This is a genomic window from Haloarcula marina (genome assembly GCF_024218775.1).
Classification (GTDB): domain Archaea; phylum Halobacteriota; class Halobacteria; order Halobacteriales; family Haloarculaceae; genus Haloarcula; species Haloarcula marina.
The window spans coordinates 1,919,107-1,937,943 of record NZ_CP100404.1 but is presented as its reverse complement, the minus strand read 5'-3'; the positions used below and the strand labels follow the sequence as shown (position 1 = coordinate 1,937,943).

General features: G+C 66.1%; 23 protein-coding genes and 2 tRNA genes. 5 read left to right on the top strand and 20 right to left on the bottom strand.

The features are described from left to right. Window positions 1-198: 198 nt before the first annotated feature. Window positions 199-879, bottom strand: coding sequence for a dethiobiotin synthase (bioD, locus tag NJQ44_RS10160; protein ID WP_254271234.1), 681 nt, complete (start codon window positions 877-879; stop codon window positions 199-201). Then, window positions 876-2,075, bottom strand: a complete 1,200-nt coding sequence (locus tag NJQ44_RS10155) for an aminotransferase class I/II-fold pyridoxal phosphate-dependent enzyme (protein WP_254271233.1) — start codon at window positions 2,073-2,075, stop codon at window positions 876-878. Before NJQ44_RS10155 ends, bioD begins: the two co-directional genes overlap by 4 nt. Before the next feature lie 115 nt (window positions 2,076-2,190). Between NJQ44_RS10155 and NJQ44_RS10150 the strand changes: the two genes are divergently transcribed. Continuing rightward, window positions 2,191-3,507 (top strand): class-III pyridoxal-phosphate-dependent aminotransferase, encoded by a 1,317-nt coding sequence (locus tag NJQ44_RS10150; protein ID WP_254271232.1) that lies wholly within the window; start codon window positions 2,191-2,193, stop codon window positions 3,505-3,507. 33 nt (window positions 3,508-3,540) lie between these two features. Here NJQ44_RS10150 and bioU read toward each other — a convergent pair whose 3' ends face one another. From bioU to NJQ44_RS10125, 5 genes are read right to left on the bottom strand one after another with little or no spacing between them, the layout of a single operon-like run. Then, window positions 3,541-4,611 (bottom strand): (S)-8-amino-7-oxononanoate synthase BioU, encoded by a 1,071-nt coding sequence (gene bioU / locus NJQ44_RS10145; protein ID WP_254271231.1) that lies wholly within the window; start codon window positions 4,609-4,611, stop codon window positions 3,541-3,543. Window positions 4,612-4,613: 2 nt separating this feature from the next. Then, complete coding sequence (gene bioB, locus NJQ44_RS10140; RefSeq protein ID WP_254271230.1) at window positions 4,614-5,729, bottom strand: biotin synthase BioB; 1,116 nt, start codon at window positions 5,727-5,729, stop codon at window positions 4,614-4,616. Between the two features lie 57 nt (window positions 5,730-5,786). Then, window positions 5,787-6,596 (bottom strand): 3-methyl-2-oxobutanoate hydroxymethyltransferase, encoded by an 810-nt coding sequence (panB, locus tag NJQ44_RS10135; protein WP_254271229.1) that lies wholly within the window; start codon window positions 6,594-6,596, stop codon window positions 5,787-5,789. A gap of 40 nt (window positions 6,597-6,636) precedes the next feature. Then, window positions 6,637-7,131 (bottom strand): GNAT family N-acetyltransferase, encoded by a 495-nt coding sequence (locus tag NJQ44_RS10130; RefSeq protein ID WP_254271228.1) that lies wholly within the window; start codon window positions 7,129-7,131, stop codon window positions 6,637-6,639. Then, window positions 7,128-7,334 (bottom strand): DUF8149 family protein, encoded by a 207-nt coding sequence (locus tag NJQ44_RS10125; RefSeq protein WP_254271227.1) that lies wholly within the window; start codon window positions 7,332-7,334, stop codon window positions 7,128-7,130. Before NJQ44_RS10125 ends, NJQ44_RS10130 begins: the two co-directional genes overlap by 4 nt. An 88-nt stretch (window positions 7,335-7,422) precedes the next feature. Here NJQ44_RS10125 and NJQ44_RS10120 point away from each other — a divergent pair, with 88 nt between their 5' ends. Then, window positions 7,423-7,650: a DUF5822 domain-containing protein gene (locus tag NJQ44_RS10120; RefSeq protein WP_254271226.1), complete on the top strand. Its 228-nt coding sequence runs from the start codon at window positions 7,423-7,425 to the stop codon at window positions 7,648-7,650. Here the strand turns inward: NJQ44_RS10120 and NJQ44_RS10115 are convergent. The 3 genes from NJQ44_RS10115 to NJQ44_RS10105 are packed head-to-tail and all read right to left on the bottom strand — an operon-like array spanning window position 7,629 to window position 9,901. Next, entirely contained in the window at window positions 7,629-8,171 is a 543-nt protein-coding gene (locus NJQ44_RS10115; protein WP_254271225.1) for an HAD family hydrolase, read from the bottom strand. The two genes, NJQ44_RS10120 and NJQ44_RS10115, sit on opposite strands and share 22 nt — an antisense overlap. A 38-nt stretch (window positions 8,172-8,209) precedes the next feature. Further along, on the bottom strand, window positions 8,210-9,337 hold the full coding sequence (locus tag NJQ44_RS10110) for an acyl-CoA dehydrogenase family protein (RefSeq protein ID WP_254271224.1): 1,128 nt from the start codon (window positions 9,335-9,337) through the stop codon (window positions 8,210-8,212). 60 nt (window positions 9,338-9,397) lie between these two features. After that, entirely contained in the window at window positions 9,398-9,901 is a 504-nt protein-coding gene (locus NJQ44_RS10105) for a helix-turn-helix domain-containing protein (RefSeq protein WP_254271223.1), read from the bottom strand. Window positions 9,902-10,033: 132 nt separating this feature from the next. On the opposite strand from NJQ44_RS10105, the gene NJQ44_RS10100 reads away from it, so the two are divergent. Beyond that, window positions 10,034-10,118 (top strand) — tRNA-Leu (locus NJQ44_RS10100). Between the two features lie 299 nt (window positions 10,119-10,417). Here the strand turns inward: NJQ44_RS10100 and NJQ44_RS10095 are convergent. From NJQ44_RS10095 to NJQ44_RS10085, 3 genes are all read right to left on the bottom strand, one after another. After that, the gene (locus NJQ44_RS10095; RefSeq protein WP_254271222.1) at window positions 10,418-10,618 is read right to left on the bottom strand and encodes a hypothetical protein; all 201 of its coding nucleotides are present in this window, start codon (window positions 10,616-10,618) and stop codon (window positions 10,418-10,420) included. Window positions 10,619-10,721: 103 nt separating this feature from the next. Next, window positions 10,722-10,823: transfer RNA gene (locus NJQ44_RS10090), tRNA-OTHER, on the bottom strand. Between the two features lie 49 nt (window positions 10,824-10,872). After that, window positions 10,873-12,174 (bottom strand): 5'-deoxyadenosine deaminase, encoded by a 1,302-nt coding sequence (locus NJQ44_RS10085; protein ID WP_254271221.1) that lies wholly within the window; start codon window positions 12,172-12,174, stop codon window positions 10,873-10,875. A 97-nt stretch (window positions 12,175-12,271) separates the two neighbouring features. Between NJQ44_RS10085 and NJQ44_RS10080 the strand changes: the two genes are divergently transcribed. Next, the gene (locus tag NJQ44_RS10080) at window positions 12,272-12,415 is read left to right on the top strand and encodes a hypothetical protein (RefSeq protein ID WP_254271220.1); all 144 of its coding nucleotides are present in this window, start codon (window positions 12,272-12,274) and stop codon (window positions 12,413-12,415) included. A 6-nt stretch (window positions 12,416-12,421) separates the two neighbouring features. Here the strand turns inward: NJQ44_RS10080 and NJQ44_RS10075 are convergent, their stop codons facing one another. The 7 genes from NJQ44_RS10075 to NJQ44_RS10045 all read right to left on the bottom strand — a co-directional run bounded on the left by NJQ44_RS10075 (window position 12,422) and on the right by NJQ44_RS10045 (window position 18,027). After that, window positions 12,422-14,248, bottom strand: a complete 1,827-nt coding sequence (locus tag NJQ44_RS10075) for an FAD-binding protein (protein ID WP_254271219.1) — start codon at window positions 14,246-14,248, stop codon at window positions 12,422-12,424. A gap of 40 nt (window positions 14,249-14,288) precedes the next feature. Beyond that, window positions 14,289-15,173, bottom strand: a complete 885-nt coding sequence (locus NJQ44_RS10070) for a succinate dehydrogenase/fumarate reductase iron-sulfur subunit (RefSeq protein ID WP_254271218.1) — start codon at window positions 15,171-15,173, stop codon at window positions 14,289-14,291. Window positions 15,174-15,176: 3 nt separating this feature from the next. Continuing rightward, window positions 15,177-15,542 (bottom strand): succinate dehydrogenase hydrophobic membrane anchor subunit, encoded by a 366-nt coding sequence (locus tag NJQ44_RS10065; protein ID WP_254271217.1) that lies wholly within the window; start codon window positions 15,540-15,542, stop codon window positions 15,177-15,179. Further along, on the bottom strand, window positions 15,542-15,937 hold the full coding sequence (gene sdhC / locus NJQ44_RS10060; RefSeq protein ID WP_254271216.1) for a succinate dehydrogenase, cytochrome b556 subunit: 396 nt from the start codon (window positions 15,935-15,937) through the stop codon (window positions 15,542-15,544). Before sdhC ends, NJQ44_RS10065 begins: the two co-directional genes overlap by 1 nt. 104 nt (window positions 15,938-16,041) lie before the next feature. Next, window positions 16,042-16,287, bottom strand: coding sequence for a HalOD1 output domain-containing protein (locus NJQ44_RS10055; protein ID WP_254271215.1), 246 nt, complete (start codon window positions 16,285-16,287; stop codon window positions 16,042-16,044). Window positions 16,288-16,635: 348 nt separating this feature from the next. After that, the gene (locus tag NJQ44_RS10050; RefSeq protein ID WP_254271214.1) at window positions 16,636-16,929 is read right to left on the bottom strand and encodes a hypothetical protein; all 294 of its coding nucleotides are present in this window, start codon (window positions 16,927-16,929) and stop codon (window positions 16,636-16,638) included. A 60-nt stretch (window positions 16,930-16,989) separates the two neighbouring features. Beyond that, window positions 16,990-18,027, bottom strand: a complete 1,038-nt coding sequence (locus NJQ44_RS10045; protein WP_254271213.1) for a succinylglutamate desuccinylase/aspartoacylase family protein — start codon at window positions 18,025-18,027, stop codon at window positions 16,990-16,992. Window positions 18,028-18,108: 81 nt separating this feature from the next. Here NJQ44_RS10045 and NJQ44_RS10040 point away from each other — a divergent pair, with 81 nt between their 5' ends. Further along, window positions 18,109-18,777 (top strand): CDGSH iron-sulfur domain-containing protein, encoded by a 669-nt coding sequence (locus NJQ44_RS10040; RefSeq protein WP_254271212.1) that lies wholly within the window; start codon window positions 18,109-18,111, stop codon window positions 18,775-18,777. The last annotated feature ends 60 nt before the right edge of the window (window positions 18,778-18,837 follow it).

The following is an 18,837-nucleotide window of genomic DNA, read 5'->3' as shown; positions in this document are numbered from 1 at the left end:
AATAAGCCCGGTTTCGCTTGCGGTTTGGTTGCCTGTTTCTAGGCGTTTCGGGCGCTAATTATCGAAATCTCCAGACGAAACGCACCTCGTGCTTTTTTATTGTCTGACGCCGTTAGTGAAAGTGGAGCCGAGAGGCTCCGTAGTGTCACACGCTCGGGGAATCCCCTCCCCGATTCGACCCCTTTGTCCCCAACACGCTCAGCCAGTGGCGACGATGTCTTCGGGGAGGTGCGACTGGACGCCCGTAATCGCCGCCGCCGGGTCGGTCAGGTCCAGCGGCGGCATCGTCCAGACCGGGCAACCGGTCATCGACTCGATGACCGCAGGGTTCGTGCGCTCGGCCGTCGTCGCGCCCTCGTACTCGTTCAGGACGACGCCGCAGATGGGAACGTCCCGCCGTTCGAGGGCGTCGACGGTCATGCCGGTGTGGTTCAACGTCCCCAACCCGGACCGAGCGACGACCACCGTCGGGAAACCGAGGTCCGCGACGAGGTCGACGACCTCTCGGCCGTCGGCCAGCGGGACCCGGAGGCCGCCGATTCCCTCGACCACCCCGACATCGTGGCGGCCGATGGCGTCCTCGACGCCGGACAGTATCTCGTCGTAGGCGAGGTCGGCATCCGCCACGTCGGCGGCCACGGCGGGCGCGAGCGCCGGTTCGAGTCGCCGCAGGCAGGTCGCCGCCGACTCCGTCCCGCAGGCCTCGGCGACGAACCCGGCGTCGTCGTCGGGCGGATAGCCGGTCTGACAGGGTTTGACCGCGATGGCGTCGCGTCCGCGAGCGCGCAGCCATCCCGTCAATCCCGCCGTGACGACGGTTTTGCCGACCCCGGTTCCGGTTCCGACGACGAACAGACCGTCGTTCACCGTCGTCGTCACAGCAGTCCCACCTCCGCGCCCGCCGTCTCGAACGCGTCGAGACAGCGAGCGATATCCTCAGCCGTGTGGGTCGCCGTGGGCGCGACTCGGATTCGGGAGGTGCCGTCGGGAACCGTCGGCGGCCGAATCGCGGGTGCGACGACACCGTCAGCGCGCAGTCGCTCGGCCAGTTCCAACGCGTCCGTCCGGTCACCGACGAGGACCGGGAGGACGTGGGTCTCGCCGAGCACGTCGTACCCCATCTCCGACAGCCCCTCGCGGAGGGTCTCGACGTTGTCCCACAACCGCTCGACCTGATTCGTCTCGCGAGCGATACGGAGCGATTCGCGGGCGGCCGCGGCGGCGGGCGGGGCGAGGCCGGTCGAGAAGACGAACGACCGCGCGGCGTTCACCAGATGTTCGACGAGCGCCTCGTCGCCAGCCACGTAGCCGCCCTGACTGGCGAGCGCCTTCGAGAGCGTCCCCAACTGCACGTCGACGCGGTCGCTCAGCCCCTCTCGCTGGACGATACCGCCGCCCTCACCGAACAGGCCGGTGGCGTGTGCTTCGTCCACCATCAGCCACGCGCCGTGCTCCTCGGCGGCGTCACAGAGCAGTTCGAGGGGGGCCACGTCGCCGTCCATCGAGAACACCGAGTCCGTGACGACCAGCCACGACTCGTCGCTGGCCCCCTCTTCGGCCCGTTCAGCCATCTTCGCCCGCAGGTCGTCGGCGTCGCAGTGGTCGTACACCACCGTCTCGCTCGCCCCGACCCGACACCCGTCGATTATCGACGCGTGGTTCAGTTCGTCCGAGAAGACCACGTCGGGCGAGAGCGCGTCGATAGTGCCGACGTTGGCGGCGTAGCCCGAGGAGAACACCAGCGCTCGCTCGGTTCCCTTACACGCCGCCAAATCCCGTTCGAGCGCCCGGTGAATCCGCGTATCGCCGGTGACGAGGCGCGAGGCGCCCGCCCCCGTCCCGACCGTGCGCGCGCCGAGTTCGGCCGCCCGCTGGACCCGCGCGTCGTCGGCCAGTCCGAGATAGTTGTTCGCGGCGAAGACCACCGCCTCCCCGCCGAACTTGATGCGTCCCCCTTTCGGGTCGTCGGCGAAGCGCGTCCGGTCCCCGACGCGCTCTGCCACCGCCAAGTCCCGCCGGAGGTCCGCCGACTCTCGCTGACGAAGCCGACCGTCGAGGTCGAACCCGTGTGTCATGTTCGGGGCAACGGATAGCCGCCCCTTAGCGATTGGTGATGCGTCGATTGCGGACGCCGTTCCAGCGATACGACAGCGAGGTTACCTTTACTACCGTCGTGTGTGAATACTCCGCATGGACCGGGACACCGCCGCGCCCGACGTAGATTCGTTTCCGGGCGAAACGGCCCGCGAGATTGCCGACTACCACCACGAAGTCGCCGCCCCGTCGACGCACGTCTACGAGTTCGTCTGGGACGTGACCGAGGACGCCGTCGGCCCGTACTGCGTCGACGTCGACGGGAACGTTCTGCTCGATTTCACCGCCCACGTCGCCTCCGCGCCGCTTGGCTACAACAACCCCGCGCTGTTGGACCGTCTGGACGAGTTCGATATGGTCGACCCGCTGAAGTTCGGCGGGCAGGACTTCTACGCCAGCGCGGGCGATTTGCCGGGACCAACGGAACTGATGCACCGTCTCGTCGACATCGCGCCCGACGGTCACGATACCGTCTTCCTCTCGAACTCCGGCGCGGAGGCCGTCGAGAACGCCATCAAAGTGTGTTACGACTACCGCGAGGGCGCGAAGTACGGCCTCACCTTCGAGGGGGCGTTCCACGGCCGCACGCTCGGGGCACTCTCGCTCAACCGCTCGAAGGCGGTCCACCGACGGGACTTCCCGGAGGTGTCCGGCATCGCTTCGCTCCCGTACTGCGACGACCGGACCTGCGACCCCGACACCTGTTCCTGTGGCTTCTTCCCGGACGGCGAACCATCGCAGTTACGCCGCAAACTCGGCCCGGCGGGCAACGTCGACCCGGCGGAAGTCGCGTACGTCATCCTCGAACCCGTGCAAGGAGAGGGGGGCTACCGAATCCCGAGTCAGTCCTTCATGAGCGACGTGGCGGCCGTCTGCGAGGAGTACGACATCCCGCTGGTCGCCGACGAGATTCAGTCCGGCGTGGGCCGGACCGGCGAATGGTGGGGCGCGGACCACTACGACATCGAACCGGACGTACTGGCCGTCGGCAAGGCGCTCCGCGTGGGCGCGACAGTCGGCCGGGAGGAGATATTCCCCGAGGAGAACGGTCGCCTCTCCTCGACGTGGGGGTCCGGCGCAATCCTCGCCTCGATGGTCGGGACGCTCACCATCGACATCATCGAAGCGCAGAACCTATTGGCCAACGCCGCCGAACGCGGCGACCAGTTGGCGGGTGCGCTCCTCGCGACAGATGTCGACGGTTGTGCCGACGTGCGAAATCTCGGAGCGATGGTCGCCGTGGAGTTCGAGACGCCCGCCCGCCGGGACGAACTCGTCGAGAACTGTCTCCGTGAGGGACTGCTGACGCTCCCCTGCGGGTATCGGACGCTCCGATTCCTGCCACCCCTTGACGTGCGAGAACGAGAGGTACGGCAGGCCGTCGACGCGTTCGAGCGCGCCGGAAATCGGTAACGCGCAAGCCGAAAACGAAACGACGGGTCGCGGTCAGAATCCGGGCATCAGGTCCGCCGGACCGAACACGCCGTAGTGGCCCGCGCGGTTGTTTCGGACCCCGGCCTTGAGATAGCCAAGCGCCGGGCCGTTGACGTTGGCCTCCATGCTCGTCACGTCGCCGAGTTGGAAGGTGTTCGTCCCCGTCTCCCCGTCGAAGGTGGTCCCGGTCACCGAGACGGTGGTCGTCGTCGGTTTCTCGTCGGAGCGAACGTCCAGAACGCCGCCGACGTGGACGTCTTCGGCGTCGCAGATGCCCGCGCGTTCGAGCAACACGTCGTCGGCGTGTTCCATGTCGTGGAACTCCAAGACGCCGTCGTGCTCCTCGATGAGCGCCTCGATTTCGTCGTCGCTCATCTCGCGGGCCGTCTCGATGTCGTAGCCGTCGAGGTGGGCGATGTCCTCGCGGACCGTGCCGCGGTTGTCCTCGTACCCGCTCTTGAGGCCGACGCCCCACCAGATTTCGACTTCCTCGACGTCGACGAACGACTGGGCCGCGAGGGCGGCCGCGCCGGTCAGGAACCCGGGCGTCGCGCCCGCGCCGCAGACGAACGTGATGCCCGACTCCTTCAGTTTCGCCTCCCGGTCGTCCAGCATCCCGATGACCCGCGAGCGTTTGAGCACGTCGACGAGGACGCCCTCGTACGCCGCCTCGGCGAACCGTTCGGCCACGCGGGGGATAAAGTCGTGTTCTAAGTTGGGAAGCGCGACGAGGACGGCGTCGATGGCGTCGCTCTCGGCTATCACATCGTCGATAGGCGTCTCCGTCGGTCGGCCCTGTTCGCTGGCGACGATTCCGGCCTCGTCGCCGTGCTGTTTGACGCCCGCCGTGGCCGCGCCGCCGTCCGTGGCGAGGTCATCGCCCGGCCCGTCCTGTGGCCCGCTCGCGATGTTGCCCTCCGTGGCGTCCAACAGTTCTGGCACGTCGAGGCCGCCGTGGTCGACGGCGACGCCGTTACGGTCACAGGCCGCCACGGCCGTCAGGCCGTCCTTGTACTGCGAGACTTCGAGCGTTCGTCGTCCGATGCCGCCGGTGCCGAGTACTGCGAAACGTACGTCGTCCATAGTTAGTCGTCTGATTGGAGTTCTGATTTCGTCTGTGCCGTCCCCGCCGCCGTCTCGGGGTCGCTCTGTTCGTCCGCGCGTGCTCTGACCTCGTCGGGGTCGAATTCGTTTGCGTCCGTGTTCGGTTCGAGGCCCGCCTGCTCGACGATTTCGAGGTCGTCGGCCGGTGACTGACCTTCAGTGGTGAGGTAATCACCGGTGAGGATGCCGTCCGCGCCCGCCTCCAGTGCGGCCACCTGCCCGTCCGTGTCGAGGTTCACCTCGCGGCCGCCGGTCAGGCGGACGCGGGCCTCCGGGTGGAGCAAGCGGTACACCGCGATGGTTTCGATGACCTCCTCGGTCGTGATGTCGGGAAAGCCGCGGTCGGCCATCGGCGTACCTTCGACCGGGTTGAGGATGTTGACCGGGAGCGATGAGACGCCGATGTCCTGGAGGGCCATCGCCGCCTCGACCCGGTCGGTCGGCGTCTCGCCCATGCCGAGGATGACCCCTGCACAGAGGTCCATCCCGGCCTCCTTCGCGACTTCCAGCGTCGCGACGCGGTCCTCGAAGTCGTGGGTCTGGACGATTTCCGGGAAGTACCGGGGGGAAGTCTCGATGTTGTGGTTGTAGTGGTTCAGGCCCTCCTCGGCGAGGATGGCCGCTTCCTCCTCGGTGAGGATGCCGAGGCTGGCGTCCACTTCCACGTCCGTCTCGTCGCGGACGAGGCGGATAGCCTCCAGTACCTCCTCCCACTCTTCCGGTCGCTGTTCCTTCGAGACGCCTTTCTCGGCCAGCACGATGCCGAAGCGCTGTGCCCCGTCGCGTTCGGCACGCTCGGCGGCCTCCAGAATCTTCTCCGGGCCGAGGAACCCGTAGTTGTCGATGCCGGTGTCGAAGTGGACCGACTGGGCGCAAAAGCCGCAGTCCTCAGCACAGTTCCCGGCCTTCGCGTTCACGATGGAGCACGCGTCGACGGTCCGGTCGCCGAGGCGCGTTCGCACGTAGTCCGCGCCCGCCGCCAGGTCCTCGACCGGTTGCGCGACGAGCGCCAGACCGTCCCTGCGGTCGAGTCGCTCCCCGTCCAATACGCGCGCTACGGCGTCGTCTACCGTTCGGTTGCCCGTCTCGTAAACCACACTCCCAACGTCAGTTGACGAGTGAATAAAACTTCGGGTGACCGAGGGGTCTCTCGGTCAGTACAGGTCGTCCAGTTCCTCGTTCGTGCTGGCGTGTTCCTCGCCGGGGAAAGAACCGGATTCGACCGCCTCGACGTACTCGCCGATGGCGTCGCGCATCTCCTCGCGGGCGTCCCCGAACTGCTTGGCGAATGGCGGACTCGACTCGGCCAGTCCGACGACGTCGGTGAACACGAGGACCTGTCCGTCGCACTCGCCACCAGCGCCGATGCCGATGGTCGGGATGTCGATGGCGTCGGTGACCTGCGCGGCGAGGTTCGCCGGGACGTGTTCTAAGACGAGGGCGAACGCGCCAGCCTCCTCGTGGGCCGTCGCGAGTTCGAGAATCTCTTCGGCTTCCTCGCGGTCGCCCGCCTGCTGAGTGTACCCCGTCTGGTTCACGCTCTGGGGCGTCAGGCCGAGGTGTGCCATCACCGGAATCCCGAGGTGCGCCAGTTTTTCGGTCAACTCGACGGTGTGCGGCCCGGACTCCAGTTTCACCGCGTTCGCGCCCTCCTCTTTGAGCATTCGGCCGCAGTTCTCGACGCTCTGCCCCTCGTCGGCGCCAAAAGAGAGGAACGGCATATCGGCGACGACCAGCGCCTCGTCCGTCCCGCGCGCGACGGCCCCGACGTGGGAGGCCGTCTCGTCGACGGTGACCGGGAGCGTATCGTCGTGCCCGAGGACGGCGTTGCCCATGCTGTCGCCGACGAGGAGTACGTCGATGCCCGCGGACTCGGCGATACCCGCCATCACCGCGTCGTAGGCAGTTAGCATCGTAATCGGTTCCTCGCCCGCCATCGCCTGCAGGTCCCGGACGGTGGTCATGTGCGTGGCCGGGCGCGCCGTCGTATTACGTGTTCGGGTCTCACAGGGAGCGAGCGACCATCTCGCCCCACGGTTCGAACCCCCAGCGGTCGTAGAACGCCCGCGCTCGTTCGTTGTCCGGGTCCACGTCCAAGACGAGTCGGTCCAGCGGGAGCGATTGCTCGCGGGCCGCCGACAGCGCCGCGTCGAGTAGCGCGTCGGCCACGCCCGTCCCGCGATGGTCCGGGGCGACGTACAGTTCGTTCAGCACCGCCGCGTCCCAGACGTGGGCCATCGACTCCGGCAGGACGAAGACGTAGCCGACCACCTCGTCGCCCCGTTCCGCCAACTGAACGGTTCGCTCGTCCGCCGCGACGCACCGGTCGACCCACGCGAAGTAGGACGCCCGGTAGTCGCCGTCCAGTTTCTCCCGGTAGGCCGCGGCCTTCTCGTCGTCGCCGGTCCCCGTTCCGAGGCCGAGTTCGAAGGCCTGCTTACACTCCCAGAGTGCGTCGGCGTCGGCCTGTCCGTACGGTCGGACCGTCGCGTCGCTCACTCCAGCAACCCGAGGTCCCGGCCCACGCGGTCGACCAACTGTTCGAGTACTTCGGGGTCGACCTCCGCGACCGATTCCCCGTCGTGTAACTGCTCGTTGTGTCGCTCGACGGCGGCCTCCACGTCCGCAAACGCCACGCGCGTGCGTGTCTCGCAGGCCGTGCAGACGACCGGAATCTCCGGCAGTTCGTCCTCTGTGGTCATCGAGCGTCGATTTTCGCTACTCTCGCAAATAAGGTCTGGTCGGCGGCGAACCGGAAGTCGCTTGTCCGTCGCTCGGAAACGCTCGCTCGTGCCAGCAGTAGAGCAGACGGACCCCGAGGGCGTGGACTTCGGATGGGTGATGCAGGTCACCTTCGTGACGACCATCCTCGTCGGGTCGCCCATCGTCGTCCTCGCGTCGTTCGGGGTGTCGCTGCCCACGTGGACGAGTCGCGCGCTCTTTGCGGTCCGGGTCGGCGCCGTCATCTGGTTCCTGACGGCCGTCGCCGTCTACCTCTACGCCCGATACCGGCGCTGACTGAACTCGCTCGCCCACTCGAAAGCCGTCCCGGCGCGCCGCGCGGTTTCGGCGTCGCTCTCCGAATCACCGACGAAGACGGTCGATTCCGGGTCGGCACCGAGTTCGTCGACCACGGTCAGGAGGCCCTCGGGATTCGGTTTCGAAGACCCGACGGTGTCGCGGCCCACGACCGGACCGACCGTCGACTGGAGGTCGTGGGTTTCCAACGCGAGTCGGCAGGCGACTTCTGCGTTGAGCGAACAGACGCCCACCGGCACCGAGTGGGGCAGGCCGTCCGCCAAGGCGAGACGGTCGGAGTTTCGCGCGCCTTCGCGTTCGTACTCGGTAATCGTCTCCTCGACGACCGGGCGGTGGCCCGTCTCGTCGGCGCGTTCCAACATCCCCCAGAGTCCGGCGTCACCCGGGTCCACGTCGCGGTCTCTGAGGACGCGGGCCACGTCGCTGGCGACGGCCCCCCAGTCCACGGCGAGGCGGACGAGCGTTCCATCGAGGTCGTAGACGACGGCGTCGTAGGTCACGCTCGCCGTTACGCCAGCGGTTCGCAAAGGCGCTTCGCTCAGTCGAGGAGCGACCGAGCGATGACGTTCTTCTGTATCTCCGTGGTTCCCTCGTAGATGGTCGTCACCTTCGCGTCGCGGTACAGGCGCTCGACGGGATACTCGGTCGTGTAGCCGTAGCCGCCGTGAATCTGGACGGCCTCGTTGGCCACGTCGACCGCTCCTTCGCTGGCGAAGTACTTCGCCATGCTCGCCGCTTGCCGAGCGTCTTCGCCCCGGTCCATCCGACCCGCGGCATCCCACGTGAGCAGTCGACCCGCCTGTACGGTCGTCGCCATCTCGGCGAGTTTGTGCCGAATCGTCTGGATGTCCGCGATGGGGCGGTCGAACTGCTCCCGTTCGCTGGCGTAGGCCAGCGATTCGTCGAGCGCGGATTGGGCGAGGCCGACGGCTTGGGCCGCGATGGCGACCCGGCCTCCGTTGAGAATCGACAGCGCGGCGGCCAACCCCTCACCGACCTCGGTGAGTCGATACCGTTCGGGGATGCGGACCCCGTCGAACGTGAGCGGCGTCGTATCGCTGGCGCGGAGGCCGAGTTTGTCCTCCGGGTCCCCGACGGTCAGCCCTTCGCTGTCTTTCGGGACGAGGAACTGGGTTATCGAGTCGGCGTCGTCGCGGTCCGTCTTCGCGAACACGACGACGACGCCCGAGCGAGCGCCGTTGGTTATCCACTGCTTCTCGCCGTCGAGGACGTATTCGTTCCCGTCTTCCCGGGCCACGGTGGTCATCGCGCGCGGGTTCGACCCGGCCTGCGGTTCCGAGAGTGCGAACGCGCCGACCGGGCGGCCGTCGACCATCTCGGGAAGCCACTCCTCGCGGACCGCCTCGTCGGCGAACTCCGCGATACAGGAGGTCGCCAGACAGTGGACCGACAGCGCGGTGGCGACGGCCAGCGACCCGTAGGCGAGTTCCTCGTTGACGATAGCGTACGTGCGCGAATCCGCGTCGAACCCGCCGTACTCGGCGGGGGTCGTCAGGCCCGTGAGGTCCATCTCTGCGAGAGCGTCCCAGACGCCCTCGGGAAACACTTCGTCGCGGTCCGCCTCGCGCGTCCCCGGCCGGATTTCCTCGGCCGCGAACTCCCTGACCGTCTCCTTGATGGCTCGCTGCTCGGGCGAGAAGTCCATGGCCTCGCCTATGCGTGGTAGTACCAAAGGTCTATGTCCGCCGTCGGACAGAAACCGCGCTCAGCGACCGTCCGCGAGTTCGATGTCGAGGTAGTCTTCGAGGACGGCGATGGTCGACCCGCCGACGTTGGCCTGCGTCGCCCGCCCCTGCTCGACGGCGAGAACGTCGCTCTCGTCCAACTCCAGTTCCTCGGCGAGTTCGCTCGTCTGGAGACCTTCCTCCTGCCGGGCCTTCGTGACGCGCGTCCCGTAATCCTTCACGAGGTAGGGGAGTTGGTCGCCGTCGTACTCCGCGCCGTCCTCCCAGTGGGAGGCGTCGGGGGTCTGCGAGTCCTGTAGCCGCGCCGTGTTCTGTGCCGCCCGTCGCGCGCGGTCCCGGTCGTCGCGAGAACTGTCACTGCTCTGTGACTGCGTGTTCTCGCCGTGGTTGTTCGCGCAGTCGCGACACACCTGCAGGGTCGCGCCCGCGACGGTAGCGGTCTGGAGGTCGCCACCGTCAGCGCCACAGAGTTCGCAGTTCCCGCCGGCGCTGTCACCCCCACTGCCGGTCGAGTATTTCGCCATGCCCCCGGTAGCGGCTTCGTCGTATTTCAAACGTCCGGTTCGACAGAATGGCACTGTGTCTCGCGGTGCATCGCAAACGAAAGCCCTTTTATTGGACCGCGGGATACGATTGAGTGCAGTAAGACAGAGCGTGCGTGGGTAGCCAAGCCAGGCCAACGGCGCAGCGTTGAGGGCGCTGTCCCGTAGGGGTCCGCCGGTTCAAATCCGGTCCCACGCATCGCATGGTGGACCACTCCACCGACACACGGCGGCGTCGCCGCCGGGACGATGCAGGTGCACTCCCTTGGGACTGCACCCACGCAAAATTCCTTCCGACGCTACTCCCCCAGACCAATCTCCGGACGGGGCGAGGTAAGAGTCACCGCAGTCACAACGCCGATAGCCGACGCCACGTATCTGTGGGTCGTGCCGTTCGAAACGCCCGACTTACTGCCGACGCCTGGCGACGTACCGGAGGAGATTGCGACGAGTGACTTCGTCGTCCGGCCCCTGACGGTCGACGACGCGCAAATCGACTCACCTGACGACACGACCGGTCTCTTTGACGCGCTCGGTGTCGCCGACGGACGACGACGGGCAGTAGACGGCCCCTTCGGGGTCGAGGAAGTCTCGTTGCGGGTCGATGACGAGCAACGCGGGCGTCTCGCCGATTGCACCGGGGCCGGTGGGAAGCATCGTCGGTAGTTCGACGGCTACCGGCACCACGTTTGCTGTCACCCCAATTTCTGCCAGTCGCGGCTACGGACACTCGCGTTGCACGCGCCTGCCGTGCTCGAATCCCGTGTTCCCCACGTGCCACTCTCGTTCGTTCGAGACAAAGTGGAAGGGGCGGGATTCGAACCACGCGGAGCCCTGCGAGGGAAACTGCCGAACCGATTCTGGCACGTTGGCTGGCAGCGCTCTACCACTGAGCCACCCTTCCAGACGCACATTTCTTCGTGGTCCGAAGGCAAATATGTGACGGGATGACATCACTCGGGCTGGAACTGGGTCGCCAGTTCGCGCGCTCTACGGCGAATGGCGGCGGCGTCGACGGTTCGGTGTTCGCCGTCGGCGTACACCACGTCGCCGTCGACCATCGTGAACTCCACGTCGTCGCCGTGGGCACCGTAGACGAGGTGTGAGATGGGGTCGTGAATCGGCGTCGCCCGTGACACCTCGGTCGTCAGGCCGACGAGGTCGGCTCTGAAACCCGGTCGCAATGCGCCGATGTCGTCGAATCCGGCGGCCCGCGCACCGTTGCGGGTCGCCATCTCGAACACCGTCGGGGCCGAGAGCGCTGTCGCGTCGAGTCGGTCGACCGACTGGAGCAGGGCGGCCTGTCGCATCTCCGTGAAGGCGTCCAGCGTGTTGTTGCAGGGCGGGCCGTCGTTGCCAAGGGCGACGGTGATACCGCGGTCCAGATAGTCCGGGACGGGTGCGACGCCGCTGGCGAGTTTCATGTTCGCCGACGGGCAGTGCGTGACGCAGGTATTCGTTTCGGCCAGTATCTCACGCTCTGCGTCTTCGGTCCAAACGCAGTGGGCGAGCGTCACGTCCGGACCGGTCAGGCCCACCTCGTCGAGCCATTCGATGTTTCGCATTCCGGTCCGCGCTGTCACCTCCGCGACTTCGTCGCGGTTCTCGCTCGCGTGCGTGTGGATTCGGACCCCGGGATGTTCGTCGGCGAGGGCGCGGGCCCCGCGGAGTAGTGTTTCCGAGCAACTGAGGGCGAATCGCGGCGTCACCGCGTATCGGAGACGGTCGTCGAACGCGCCGTGATACCGCTCGATGAGGCGCTCGGACTCTTCGAGGGCCGCGTCCGCTGGTTCGAGCAAACCCTCGGGGGCGTCGCGGTCCATCAACACCTTTCCGAGGAGACCGCGGATGCCCACCTCGCCAGCGGCCTCGAACGCCTCGCTCGCGTGGTCGACGGTGAGGTGGTCGACGACGGTAGTGACGCCGCTTTCGAGACACTCCAGATAGCCGAGCGCCGCGGCGACGCGCGTCGACTCCGCGTCGAGAGCGGCCTCCATCGGCAGGACGTGGTCTTCTAACCACTCCAGTAAGGGCACGTCGTCGGCGATACCACGGCCGAGGCTCTGGACGCTGTGGACGTGTCCGCCGACCAGTCCCGGGGCCACGATGTCGACACGGCGGCGTTCGTGGTCCGGGTACGCCTCTCTCGCCGCACTCGCCGCTCCGACGAACGCGATTTTTCCGTCGGCAGTCACGACGGCCCCGTCTTCGACGACCGTCTCGCTATCGGCGACGACAGTTCCCGAAACCAGCATTCTCACATCAACAGTGGGTCGGTCGGGGCAAAGCCGTTCGGGTGAGTCCAGTCAGATTGGAAGTGCGCATTTCCGAACCGAGAGCGGACGTTCGGGCGTGACCTACACGAAATGCAGTTCCACGAATGGCGAGGCGGTCGAGCTAACCGCTGGCGGTGCACTCAGAATCGACCCGCACTCGGTCAGACAGATAGGGAACGGCGATACCGAGAGTCAGTTCGTCCTCGTCGGCGCGCCCTGAACGGCGTCAGTAGCTCCGCTCTTTCGGTTCGTACGTCTCCTCGTCGCCTTCGAGGATGACCGGCTTGTAGTACAGTTCCGGCGTGCCCTCGTTCCACGCGAGCATCGTGTGCTTAATCCACTCCTCGTCGCGGCGCTCCTGGAACTCCGCGCGCCAGTGCGCGCCGCGGAACTCCTCGCGGGCCAGCGCACCGAGCGTGATGGCCTCGGCCACGTCGAGGATGTTGCGCGTCTCGATGGTGTGGATGAGGTCCGTGTTGTAGGTGCGCGACGGGTCGGCGACGGCGACGTGTTCGTACTCCTCGCGGGCGGTCCGGAGGTCACGGAGAGCCGTCTTCAGGCTCTCTTCTTCCCGGAAGACGTTGACGTTCTGGGTCATCGTCTCCTGCACGTCGGCCCGGACTTCGGCGTGGTTGATGCCGTCGTCTTCCAGCAACGTCTCGACGCGGTCTTGCTCCCGTTCGACGGCGTTCTCGATGACGCCGGTGGGTTCGACGGCCGCGCCGTCGGCGGCCACGTCTTCGTCGCCCGCGTCGACAGCGCCGGGCGCGACGGGCGGTTGCACGTCCCCGTCCTCGCTCTTGGCGGACGGCCCGGTCTGAATCTCCGCGGTCTTCATGTCCTTGCCAGCGGCGTGGTACCCGGCGCGCGCGCCGAAGACGAGCAGTTCGGGCAGGGCGTTCCCGCCGAGGCGGTTCGCGCCGTGGAGGGAGACGCAGGCCGTCTCGCCAGCGGCGTAGAGGCCCTCGATACAGGTCTCACCGTTCTCGTCGCACTCGACGCCGCCCATGGCGTAGTGCTGGCCGGGCTTGACCGGCATCGGTTCGTCGAGGCCGTCGACGCCCTCGAAGTCCTCCGCGAGGTGGAGGATGTTCTCCAGTCGGTCGAGGATGCGCTCCTCGCCGAGGTGGCGCATGTCCAGGTCGACGTACTCGTCCTCGATACCGCGGCCCTCGTTGACCTCGGTGAGTTCCGCGCGGGAGACCACGTCACGAGAGGCGAGTTCGCCGTCGTTGTTCGCGTAGCCGTACTCGAACATGAACCGCTCCTCGTCGTCGTTGTAGAGGATGCCGCCCTCACCGCGGACACCCTCGGAGATGAGCACGCCCGTCGACGGGAGCGTCGTCGGGTGGAACTGAATCATCTCCATGTCCTCCATCGGAACGCCGGCGCGGTAGGCCATCGCGCATCCGTCGCCAGTGTTGGCGACGGCGTTGGTCGTGTGGTCGAAGGCCTGCCCGAGGCCGCCCGTCGCGAGGATGACGCCGCCCTTCGCGCGGAAGCCCTCTATCTTGCCGGACTTGATGTCGTAGGCGACACAGCCGTGACATTCCCGGTCTTCTGGGTCGTCGTGGTCGGTCACCGCGAGGTTGGTGACGTACCACTCGTCGTACACTTCGATGCCGCGCTTGACCGCCTGCTCGTACATCGTGTGCAGGAGGTGGTGTCCGGTCTCAGCGCCCGCGTACGTGGTCCGGGGGAACGACATCCCGCCGAAGGGGCGCTGGGAGACGCGGCCGTCGTCCTCGCGGGAGAACGGCATCCCCCAGTGTTCGAGTTGGATGACTTCCTCGGGGGCCGTCTTGGCGAAGGTGTCTATCGCCGGGGCGTCCCCGAGGTAGTCGGAGCCTTTCATCGTGTCGTAGGCGTGCAGGTCCCAGGAGTCGCCCTCCCGGAGCGAGGCGTTGATGCCTCCCTCTGCCGCGCCCGTGTGACTGCGGACCGGATGGAGTTTCGTCACGAGGGCGACGTCTGCGCCCTCTTCGTCCGCTGCGATAGCCGCACGGAGGCCAGCGCCACCCGCGCCGACCACGATAACGTCGTGTTCGTACATAGTGTGTGGAAAGTAGTAGCGTGTCTGGCGTCGCTTAGGACTACCAGAACTTGAGGTTGTTCTTCACCGCTTCGCGCTTCAACTCTTGGATGTGCTCGGTCAGGGGGATGTCCTTCGGGCACACTTCAGTACAGGAGAACTGGGTCTGGCACCGCCAGACGCCGTGTTCCTGCTCGATGATGCGGAGGCGTTCTTGCTTGCGGTTCTCGCCTTCGCGCTCGTCCATCGCGAACCGGTAGGCCTTGTTGATGGCGGCCGGGCCGAGGTACTCGTTGTCCCCGGCCGCGATGTTACACGAGGACATGCACGCGCCGCACCAGATACACCGCGTCGACATCTTCACTTTCTCGCGGTTCTCTCGGGTCTGGCGCTGCTCTTCGAGGCTGTCCTCGGGGAGTTCGTCGGCGTCGAAGTACGGTTCGACGGCCTCCATCTGGTCGTAGAAGTGCTCCATGTCCACGACGAGGTCCTTGACGACCTCTTGGTGGGGGAGCGGTTCGATGCGGACCGGGTCCTCCAGGTCCGATAGCTGGGTCTTACAACCGAGTCGCTGCCTGCCGTTGACGAACAGCGCGTCCGAACCACACACCGCCTGTCGGCAGGAGTGGCGGAACGTGAGCGAGGAGTCGTAGCGGTCCCGGGCGTAGATAAGCGCGTCGAGCACGGTCATCCCCTTGTGGAAGGGGACGGCGAAGTCGTCGAATCGCGGTTCCTGCTTCCCCTCGACTTCGGGGTCGTAGCGGAACACTTTCAGGGTGACCGTCTCCTCGTCGTCCAGCGTCTCCTCCTCCGTCTCACGCTGGATGTCCCGTTCGGTCTGTCGTTGTCGTTTCGCCGCCCGGCGGCGGTCGCCCGGCGACTCCACCTCTGGTTCGGCCTCCTGTTCTTCCGTCTCGGTCTCCTGTTGTTCTATCTGTGTACTCATTGTTTAGAGGAACCCGTTCATCGCGAGTGCGACCCGCGTGCCCTGGGCGACGAGAAGCAGGCCCGCGACGACGAGGACGTACTTCACTGCGGTCTTCTGTGATCCGCTGATGCCCTGATTGACGAGGGCGTTGTAGACGCCGTTGACGCCGTGGAACGTCGCCGTCACGAGGAATAGCCACATCGTCGCGAAGTAGCTAATCTGTCCCATCCGCGCCTGCGTCCCAGCGAAGGTGATGTCCGCCGCGTGGTTGACGAAGTGCAACAGCATGAAGTGGAACGCGAGGACGCCGATGAGGAACACCGCCGTCAGACGCTGCAGGAGCCAGCGACGGCCGCCCCGCTCGAAGGACGAGTAGTGTTCGGCCATTACGCCAACGGCCCCCCGAGGAACGTCGGGATGCTACCGACGACGATGGCGCCGGTCAGCAGCAGCGACGCGTAGAAGCTCTTGTCCTGTGCTTCGAGGCCGACACCGAGGTCCACCATCAGCAGGCGAATGCCGTTCAGAATGTGGAAGACGGCGACGGCGAGCAGTCCGACTTCGAGGAAGCGAACGATGAGCAGGGCTTCGAGCCCCTGCAGTGTGTTCGTATAGAGTTCGGCGCCACCGAGGGACGTACTGAGGACGGCGATGTGGGTAAACAGATACCCCACGAGAACCCAGCCGGTGAACTTGTGGAATATCCAGGCCCACATCCCGGCCGAGAACTCCCGCCACCGTCCGAAGTCCTCGACGGTGCCGCGGTTGTAAGACTGACTCATACACTCGGGGGTTAGTCCGGGGACAGATAGTAGTTACTACCGCGTGCGTGTATCGCCGCTACCGTCGGAAAATACCTCTATTAGATTACGTGTTCGACCGGTGTTCAGGCGCGTTCCAGCGTCGCCCGACCGTCGACGCGCACCGCGTCATCGGTGACGATGACGTGGTGGCTTCCGACGTTGAACTCGACGGTTTTCGGTGGGCTGTCGTGGGCGAACAAGTCGTCCAGTGCCTCGGTGTCGATTTGGTCCTCCAAGACGAAATCGAGGTCTATCGGTTCGACGCCCTCGACTTCCGCGATTGCGTCGACGACGAGCACCGACGGCGGCGTCGAATCCGTTTTCTTCACGCCGACGTCCCCCCGAGAGACGTGGTCGCGGGGCGGTCGATGTGTGGTCTGTTCGGCCTTCGTTCAGCGAGCACACTGAACCGTCCGGGCCGGTGAAAAATATCCTTTGTGTTGGGCGGTATCGTGGGCATCGTATGTGTATGTGTATGTGTGTTCCGCTGTCGTCACCACCACGGCGACGCGTAGATGCCGATGCTGTGGTGGTAGGTTCTTCACTTTAAGGGTGTAACTAGGGGTGGTAAAGAACTGTCGGAACACCTCCGTCGCTATTGGCGTGCGGTCGCGGGCCGAATCAGTCGTACCCAGCGACGGCGTCGGGGACTGACCGCTCGATGTTCGGGCGTATTCCTACTTGTGCCGGTTCGGCGCTGTCGATATCCTGCGGAGTAGTTCGGCGAATCCCTCGAACTCCGGGCCGGGATACACCACGCCGTCGTGCCGGTCCCAGTTGATTGCGCCTGCGTCGGCGAGTTTCGGGAGGTCTACGTGGTGGAGTGCTATCTGTTCCGCACGGGGCGCGGTCCCGTCGTAGAAGTCCCCGGGGACAGACAGCCCCGAAGACGGGTCTCGTGCGTCGTCTAGTCGTCGGAGCACCATCCGACGACGTTCCTTGGCGAGTATGTCCAGTGGCACATCGCTCATCACCGAAGTTGTAGTTGTCAGTACTACATTACGTTACTGCCTAGGCATCTAGGTCGACTGTTACGGCGGCGAACCGACGCCCCCGTCGCCGGGGAACTCCTGACTCCGTTCGAGCGCCCGCCGCGTCCGGTTATCGAGGCGCACGAGGTGACAGAGCGGGTTGCCGGGATAGACGAGCGGGTTCTCCAATACGCCGACGAGCAACCCCGTGAAGGGAGCCCTGACCGTGGTGTCCTCCGTTTTGAACGGGTTCGCGATGGTGCAGATGATGTCGTCCTCGTAGACGAGCGCACCGCGTTCGTGATGCATGTCCACGAGGCCGCCAGCGTCGGCGCGAATCCACGTTTTCTCGTCGCTGTTGTCGATGACGGTGCGCCACCCCGGCCACTGGACGACTTCCGACGGCAGCATCTCGAACTCCGCCAGTACCGACCGGACGCTTTCGAGCGCGCTGTCGATGAGCGGTCGCTGGAACCGGTGGGCTTCGCCCATCTCGATGGTGATTGTCGGCGCGTCCGCGGCGCTGACCTCTCGCCTGAGTGACCCGCTGGGCCCCTCCGACGAGATGATGACGTTCGAGGCGAAGGCGTTGGCGACGCGGGCCACCGGTTCGTCGTCCATGTCGGCCCTGACGTGGAGCATGTTCGTCCGACCGCGCGTCGACGTGTGGAAGTCCAGGCCGAAGTCACAGGGTTCCAGGAAGTTCCGGAAGATGCGGTGGGCCATCCGCTTCGCGCTCGTCGAGTCCGGGTTCCCCGGGAACGAGCGGTTGAGGTCGCGGTCGTAGATGGGGAGATACCGCTCCTGTGCCAGGAACGCGGGCACGTTCAACACCGGGAGACAGACCAGCGTCCCGGCCAGTTCGGTGTGGTCCCACTCGTGGGCCACCTCCCGAACGACTTCGATGCCGTTCAGTTCGTCGCCGTGCGCCGCCGCCGAGAGAAACCCCGTCGGTCCCGGCCGCTCACCGTTGACGATGGTGACCGGCATCCGGACCGGGTCGCCCATATACGTCTCGCTCACCGTGTACCGGACGTTCTGCGTCTCGCCCGGGTCTACCCGTCCACCGTCGTAGGTGAACGGTTCGTCCTCGTTCATACCCTGATAAGCGGGACCGCTCGTAAAAGGGTGTCTGGCGGCGGTACAAACACGTAAGTTGTTACCGCGTGACACCACCTCATGGAGGAGGACATCCACCACTACGACGGCGAGGACGTCGACGTGACGTTCGACTCGAACCGCTGTATCCACGTCAGGGAGTGCGTTGAGGGCCTGCCCGCCGTCTTCGACACCTCGAAACGTCCGTGGGTCGACCCCAACGAGGCGTCGCCCGACGCCGTGGCCGACGTGGTCGAGCGCTGTCCCACTGGGGCGCTCCACTACGAACGCGCGGACGGGACACCAGAGCCAGTTCCCGACCGGAACACCGTCACCGCGACGGCGCAGGGTCCCGTGTACGTCCGGGGCGACGCGACGGTGACCGACGAAGAGGGCGAGACGCTGCTCGAAGATACACGGCTTGCGCTGTGTCGGTGCGGCCACTCGATGAACAAACCGCTCTGTGACAACAGTCACGCCCGCGTCTTCGACGCCGTCGGGGTGGAGTGGCGGCCGGACGACGTGAGCGCCGATGACGACGCAGCGACGGCGGCCGCCGGGACCCAAGCCGACGAACTCACCATCACCGCGACGGAAGACGGCCCCTTCCGCTTGGACGGACCCTTCGACCTCGTCTCGGGGAGCGGCCGGGAGTCGAGAACCGAGGCATGGCTTTGTCGCTGTGGCGGTTCGGCGAACAAACCCTTCTGTGACGGCACGCACGCCGAAATCGGATTCGACTCCGAGTGAAGCGGGCCTATCACAGTCACTCTCTCACTCACGGACAATCGACCCATCAGGGTTTTCCTG